At 36.1% G+C, this 5769-nt stretch carries 8 protein-coding genes; all 8 read left to right on the forward strand.

Annotated elements, in window-relative coordinates; translation table 11 throughout:
- Positions 1 to 224: 224 nt before the first annotated feature.
- On the forward strand, positions 225 to 830 hold the full coding sequence (locus tag CL667_09550) for a hypothetical protein (protein MAL17944.1): 606 nt from the start codon (positions 225 to 227) through the stop codon (positions 828 to 830).
- A gap of 115 nt (positions 831 to 945) precedes the next feature.
- A complete protein-coding gene (locus CL667_09555; protein ID MAL17945.1) occupies positions 946 to 1422 on the forward strand; it encodes a hypothetical protein in 477 nt (158 codons plus the stop codon).
- Positions 1423 to 1562: 140 nt separating this feature from the next.
- Positions 1563 to 1964 (forward strand): hypothetical protein, encoded by a 402-nt coding sequence (locus CL667_09560; GenBank protein ID MAL17946.1) that lies wholly within the window; start codon positions 1563 to 1565, stop codon positions 1962 to 1964.
- A gap of 184 nt (positions 1965 to 2148) precedes the next feature.
- On the forward strand, positions 2149 to 2784 hold the full coding sequence (locus CL667_09565) for a hypothetical protein (protein ID MAL17947.1): 636 nt from the start codon (positions 2149 to 2151) through the stop codon (positions 2782 to 2784).
- Between the two features lie 181 nt (positions 2785 to 2965).
- A complete protein-coding gene (locus CL667_09570) occupies positions 2966 to 4108 on the forward strand; it encodes a hypothetical protein (GenBank protein ID MAL17948.1) in 1143 nt (380 codons plus the stop codon).
- Positions 4109 to 4608: 500 nt separating this feature from the next.
- Positions 4609 to 4926: a hypothetical protein gene (locus tag CL667_09575; protein ID MAL17949.1), complete on the forward strand. Its 318-nt coding sequence runs from the start codon at positions 4609 to 4611 to the stop codon at positions 4924 to 4926.
- A gap of 137 nt (positions 4927 to 5063) precedes the next feature.
- On the forward strand, positions 5064 to 5255 hold the full coding sequence (locus tag CL667_09580; protein ID MAL17950.1) for a hypothetical protein: 192 nt from the start codon (positions 5064 to 5066) through the stop codon (positions 5253 to 5255).
- Between the two features lie 145 nt (positions 5256 to 5400).
- A complete protein-coding gene (locus tag CL667_09585; protein MAL17951.1) occupies positions 5401 to 5649 on the forward strand; it encodes a hypothetical protein in 249 nt (82 codons plus the stop codon).
- Positions 5650 to 5769: the final 120 nt, after the last annotated feature.

Here is a 5769-nt window from a genome sequence, read left to right on the forward strand (position 1 = left end):
AAATCGATTCCTACGTGAATCATGATGTCCTCCCTGGATTTGTTCGTGTCGAAACGCTAATCTAGGTGAGGACGTCCTTTTTGTAAAGATCAAGCGCATCAACTGGGACGCGGACGGAGCTTCGATTTTCAGTGTTGCTTGTTTTTAAATTTTAGCCGTTAATTAACTCAAAATCTCCGCGCCCGTTATGCGCTGGGTCGTTATACAACCAAGCCAACCTATCTATGAGACACATTTTGCTCGCCATAGTTTTGTTTGGAACGCTAAGCTGTTCAACTTTCAGAAATAGTGAAGGTGGTGGTACTGTCTGGTTTCCAGTTTCTTCCGATTTAGTTGATAGCGTAGAAGTCATGCGAATTGGAAATGGCTTTGCTTCAGTTTTTCCTGCCGAGTATGATGCTCCTGATCAAAGTTTACAAAACAAAAGGCGATTCACACCTTCACCAACATTGCTCAGACAGGTTGAACCATATATTGAAAATCAGTTTAGTACTGCATTCTTAGAATCCACTGATAATTATTTATCAAACAAACCTTCGTATGATTATCCTATTTCAGAAAAGGAAAAGTCTGAATATCGAAAATCGAGTTTGAGGTGGATCACGGAATTGAATGAAAAATATCCAAATTTATACAGGCAGTACATTGGATATTATTCAGAAAATGGCGACCAGATATTGATGATTCAGTTTTTAGATTTTTCAGAAGATCCAAATGGTTGGAAAGATCATTTTCATGAATCGTGGGTTACCGGTTGGCATGGATGGTACTATTCAAATATCAAAATTCTTATATATAATGTTAACAAATTCAAGTTATCAGTCCATTAGCAAGTGGTTGTATAACAAGCGTTTCAAGCGGACTCGGTTAGGGTTCGAAACTTTAATTAAAACCAGACTCGCCGCTTAAACGCCGGGTCGTTATACCCATTTTATTTAGGATTCTATGAAGATACTTTTATTGTTTTCCGTAATTCTCTTTTTTACCAGCCCAAAAATTTATGGACAAGAAATTGAATTGAAATCAAATGCGGACGTAAAATTTCATCTAATGAATGAAAAGGCTCAACAAGGAACTTCTGTTCAACATACAGTGAAAGAGGCTTCAATAAATACAGACGATATTTTGACAGTTCAGGTTTACAAGAATCCTAATTCGCCATATCCAGATGACAGTTTTGGATTACTTTTTCGTTTGAAACAGTCTGGAACAAACAAACTCGATAGCCTTGCCAGTAAGAATCCTGGTCAGTATTTAACTTTACGTTCGCATGGACATACATTTAACAGCAAACGTCTTGGATCCGAATTTTCTGGTGAATGGTTACTTTGGAATGCTTCTTTAACTGAAATAATGGCTAAAAAATGGTTAAATCACATAACTGGTGAAGAATTGCTTCCTGACCCTTTCAGAGAAAAATAGGTATAACAATGCGTTTTAAATCGGACGCGGACGGGGTGCGATGGAAACTTGATTGCCAGGAATTAATTTCGCTACTTCAACTAAATTATAATCCCCGCGCCGTTTAAACGCTGGGTCGTTATGCCTCTAAATTACTTTCTATGAGTTGGGACATATTTGTACAGGATATACCGGAGTCTGCAAAATCCATTAAGGAAATTCCTGAGAGTTTTCAGCCTCAACCTGTTGGTTCAAAAAGCGAAATAACTTCAAGGATTCTAGAAATCGTACCTGAAGCCAACTTTTCTGATCCAGCTTGGGGAATAATTGAAGGAGAAACATTTTCAGTTGAAATAAATCTTGGAGATGATGAAGTAGTATCTAGTTTTGCTTTTCATGCAAGGGGAGATGAAAATGCCCTGATTGTAATTTCTGCTATTTTGCAGCATCTTAAATTAAGAGCTTTTGATTCCAATGGAATTTTTACGCCAGAAAAGTCTTCCGAAGATTTCAAAAACTGGAAAGAGTACAGAGAGTTTGTCATTAGCAGCCGCGAGGCATAACAATGCGTTTCAAATCGGACGCGGACGGGGTGCGATGGAAACTTGACTGCCAGGAATTAATTTAGCTACTTCAACTAAATCATAATTCCCGCGCCGTTTAAACGCTGGGTCGTTATGTTCACCTATGAAACATCTTTCCATTTTAATCTTATCTATTTTCTTACTGAGTTGTAGTGAGGAGAAAATGGCTCCTGGTTTTCCAGAAAACAATCACTTATTAGAAGTAAGTCAAAGCTGGGGTGAAGATTCAGAATTCGGCAGTCTTCAAGAAAAAAATTTACAAGAGGGTGATCTTGAATTCAGAATTTGGGCTGGGTTTGGAGTTCGTGGTGATCGCGGTATTATTCTTAATCGGACTAAAGGAAACTGGAAAGCTTATACTATTGAAATTCGAACTTGTGAAGTACTGTCACACAAAGAAGGAGTTAGCGATAGTTTAAAAAGTTTAGTCACCATCGATAAAGAATTTACCAATCAAATCGATTGTGATCTTGAACGAGCTGAAAGCGGTGAGACATTTAATGAAATTCCTCAATTCACCGATTCTTTATTTTTTACAGAACTTCAATCAGAAGCTAGTTTTAAGACACTTTGGAAGAAACTTAAAAATGAAGGTGTTTTGAAATTACCAACGAAAGTTGAACGTTCTTATGGCTATACAGATGGCCACTCTTATGTAGTTGAGATTAAAATTGGAGAAAGTTATCGAGCTTTTGTTTCTGGAAATGTACCTGAACATGAATCAGATGTTCGAATTCAAAAAGTGGCTGAAATAATCGATTCATATTTGCATACTTCGATTGATGGCAGGAAATGGTAAACATAACAAGGCGTTTTAAATCGGACGCGGACGGGGTGCGATGGAACCTTGATTGCCAAGAATTAATTTTGCTACTTCAACTAAATCATAATCCCCGCGCCGTTTAAACGCTGGGTCGTTATAGGGCTTACCAGTAATTAAAAATGAACCAAAGTTTATTTATCAAGACCAAAAAATAGATATGCCTTTAAAAATTTCTTTCAAGCCATTATTCTTTTTTGCCTGTCTGTTGCTTTACAGTTGTACCAAAACTGATACGACTCAGGTCAGCATCGATACTGATTTGGCTGAATATGGTCTGATCACGCTTCAAATGAATGATCTCGATTCCGTTCAAACAGATTCTGTTGCCAAGCTTGTTCATGAGAATATAAAACAGGATTATTTAACATTTAAGAAGACAGACAATGATCATCCGGACCTCAGAAATGAGGAATACTTCGGGGATAAATTATATGGCTATTACCTCCGGTTCCCAGAGTCTGAAGATGGCATTGAAAATCTTAGAAGAGCATTTGCCATTTGGTATGTATCAGGTGCAGTTGAAAAAATGGAAGTGGCCTTAAACAGGATTTCGATAAATAAGGATTATTGGGGAGATCTTGTCAGCTATTACAATCTTTCTAAAACCAGTGCACAAAATCAAAGCTGGTTTTCTTTTATTAACAAAAGGGATCATGAAAATCATATCCAAAAGTTGGTTGAGTGGAATAATGACACTAAGAGTAATGTGACTCAAACTCATCTCTCATTTTATATAGCAAAGAACTATTTCGTTCAACAAGAATATGACAATGCTAATGAATATTTACTAAGAGTACTGGAATTAAACCGTGATTCCGTACTTGCAGGTAGCCAAACTATAGTAGATAAGGCCAGATCATATTACAATGAGATACATTCTCTTCAGATCGGTGATAAAGCCCCGTCTTTTTCTACAACTTCTATCTCAGGTGAGTCTATAGATTTATCAGAATTTCGTGGTAAAATTGTCCTATTAGAGTTTTGGTCAACTTCCTGCGGACCTTGCATAAAAGAACTGCCATCTTTAAAAGATCTTTACGCATCTTTTAAAGATAGAAATGATTTTATCATGGTAGGTATCTCTCTGGATACAGATATTGAAAGAGTTAAAAGTTTCATCAGTGATCATAATTTAGATTGGTATCAAATTTTTGATGATGGATATGGTGAGGTATCTCAACTCTATAATTCAGTTTATATTCCGAGAACCTATTTGATAGATAGAAATGGAAATATTGCTCATAAAGATTTACGAGAAAAATATCTTAAAGAAGCTGTAACCTCGATGCTAATAGATTAATCATCCGCCCTATAACAAGGCGTTTTAAATCGGACGCGGACGAGATTCGATCGAACTTGTTTGTAAGGAATTAATTTCGCTACTTCAACTAAATTATAATCTCCGCGCCATTTAAACGCTGGGTCGTTATACTGCTTCTTTTGATACAACAAATAATGGATAATGTACTAGTTTTATTAATTTTAATTGTTTGTGTATCAGGGACATTTGTTGCAACCAATATTGATAGATACAAAAACTGGGAAAGTCAGGACAACTTCATGAAGTTTCTTTTGATATATCTCGGCTTTAGTTTTGTATTTATATCGCTAGTTTTAATTATAATTTTGGTTTTCAGCAGTTAGTTTTTGCTCATATATATTTGCGCAGTATAACAATGCGTTTTAAAGCGGACGCGGACGAGGTTCGATGGAAACTTGATTGCCAGGAATTAATTTTGCTACTTCAACCAAATCATAATCCCCGCGCCGTTTAAACGCTGGGCCGTTAGGTAACCAACCATGCGAGAATTCTTAAAAAAACATATTAAAGAAGACCTTAAGAAGAATCCTCTGAAAGGAGCTCATGGAATTGATTCTGAGAACATTGATGAGTTTCTAATTGAGCCAAAACTTGAGGAATACATTGGCTCATCAAATCGTAATGATATTTTTGAGGTTTGGACTGTCTTGCAAGAAAACCCAAGTGAAAGAAGTGGTTATACGATATTTTATGACCCAGAAGACAAAGGATTTGGTTTGGGCTTATATACCTCTGACGATCAATTAATGCATCTTGGATTCTATGGTAGTTTTACTAAAACTTTAAACTCAATGTAACTGGTTACCTAACAATGCGTTTTAAGCGGACTCGTTTAGGGTTCGGAACCTTAATTTTAACAACTCGACTCGCCGCTTAAACGCAGGGTCGTTATACTGCCAGGCTAAAATTTAAAAAGCAAATATAGTTGATATTGATGGATAGCTTTTTCTTAGAACTTCTAATATATACCATTATTTCTTTACTAATTTGCTTTGCCTTTAGAGAAAACTTCCAACAATGGAAAGAACAAGACTGGAAAATGAAGCTTATTTTATTTCATATTGGGGTTTCAACAATAGGTCTATTTATAAGTTTAATCGTAGTTGCGATAAAAGTACTATTTTGATTACGAATAATTGAGACGTTCAATAAAATATCGGCAGTATAACAAGGCGTTTCAAGCGGACTCGTTTAGGGTTCGGAACCTTAATTTTAACAACTCGGCTCGCCGCTTAAACGCTGGGTCGTTATGTTACTTTTTTGAGTTATCTATGCGCCTATTACCAAATAAAAAATTATTCATTCGAATTTGGGCTGTTTCACTGGCTTTAATAGGTATTATCATTTCTACTTCAGCTTACAATGGAACTCTAACTTTTGAAGGTGAATTAGTTAAGCTTAGCCTAGTTAACTCTATCCTTGCAGGCGTTTTATTCTTTTTTGCTTCATTTGCTTTGATAAGCTTCATTATTTTCCTGCTATATTCGATTTTTGAAGATGGAAAGGTGGAAAGAAAATAACTTAATACTCGAAATCGTAACATAACATCTTTAAAAAGGACATTGTCAAGGGCACATAGTTTCCCCACCGTAGATAATACGTTCTCATTAAATCATTTCAGCATTCTGCCTGTATTCACC

This window comes from Balneola sp. (genome assembly GCA_002694685.1).
In the GTDB taxonomy this organism is placed as follows: domain Bacteria; phylum Bacteroidota; class Rhodothermia; order Balneolales; family Balneolaceae; genus Gracilimonas.

What these genes read in the sequence shown, in the direction of transcription:
- CL667_09550 (MAL17944.1), top strand. Translation starts at nt 225, where the DNA reads ATGAGACACATTTTGCTCGCCATAGTTTTGTTTGGAACGCTAAGCTGT.
- CL667_09555 (MAL17945.1), top strand. Translation starts at nt 946, where the DNA reads ATGAAGATACTTTTATTGTTTTCCGTAATTCTCTTTTTTACCAGCCCA.
- CL667_09560 (MAL17946.1), top strand. Translation starts at nt 1,563, where the DNA reads ATGAGTTGGGACATATTTGTACAGGATATACCGGAGTCTGCAAAATCC.
- CL667_09565 (MAL17947.1), top strand. Translation starts at nt 2,149, where the DNA reads ATGGCTCCTGGTTTTCCAGAAAACAATCACTTATTAGAAGTAAGTCAA.
- CL667_09570 (MAL17948.1), top strand. Translation starts at nt 2,966, where the DNA reads ATGCCTTTAAAAATTTCTTTCAAGCCATTATTCTTTTTTGCCTGTCTG.
- CL667_09575 (MAL17949.1), top strand. Translation starts at nt 4,609, where the DNA reads ATGCGAGAATTCTTAAAAAAACATATTAAAGAAGACCTTAAGAAGAAT.
- CL667_09580 (MAL17950.1), top strand. Translation starts at nt 5,064, where the DNA reads ATGGATAGCTTTTTCTTAGAACTTCTAATATATACCATTATTTCTTTA.
- CL667_09585 (MAL17951.1), top strand. Translation starts at nt 5,401, where the DNA reads ATGCGCCTATTACCAAATAAAAAATTATTCATTCGAATTTGGGCTGTT.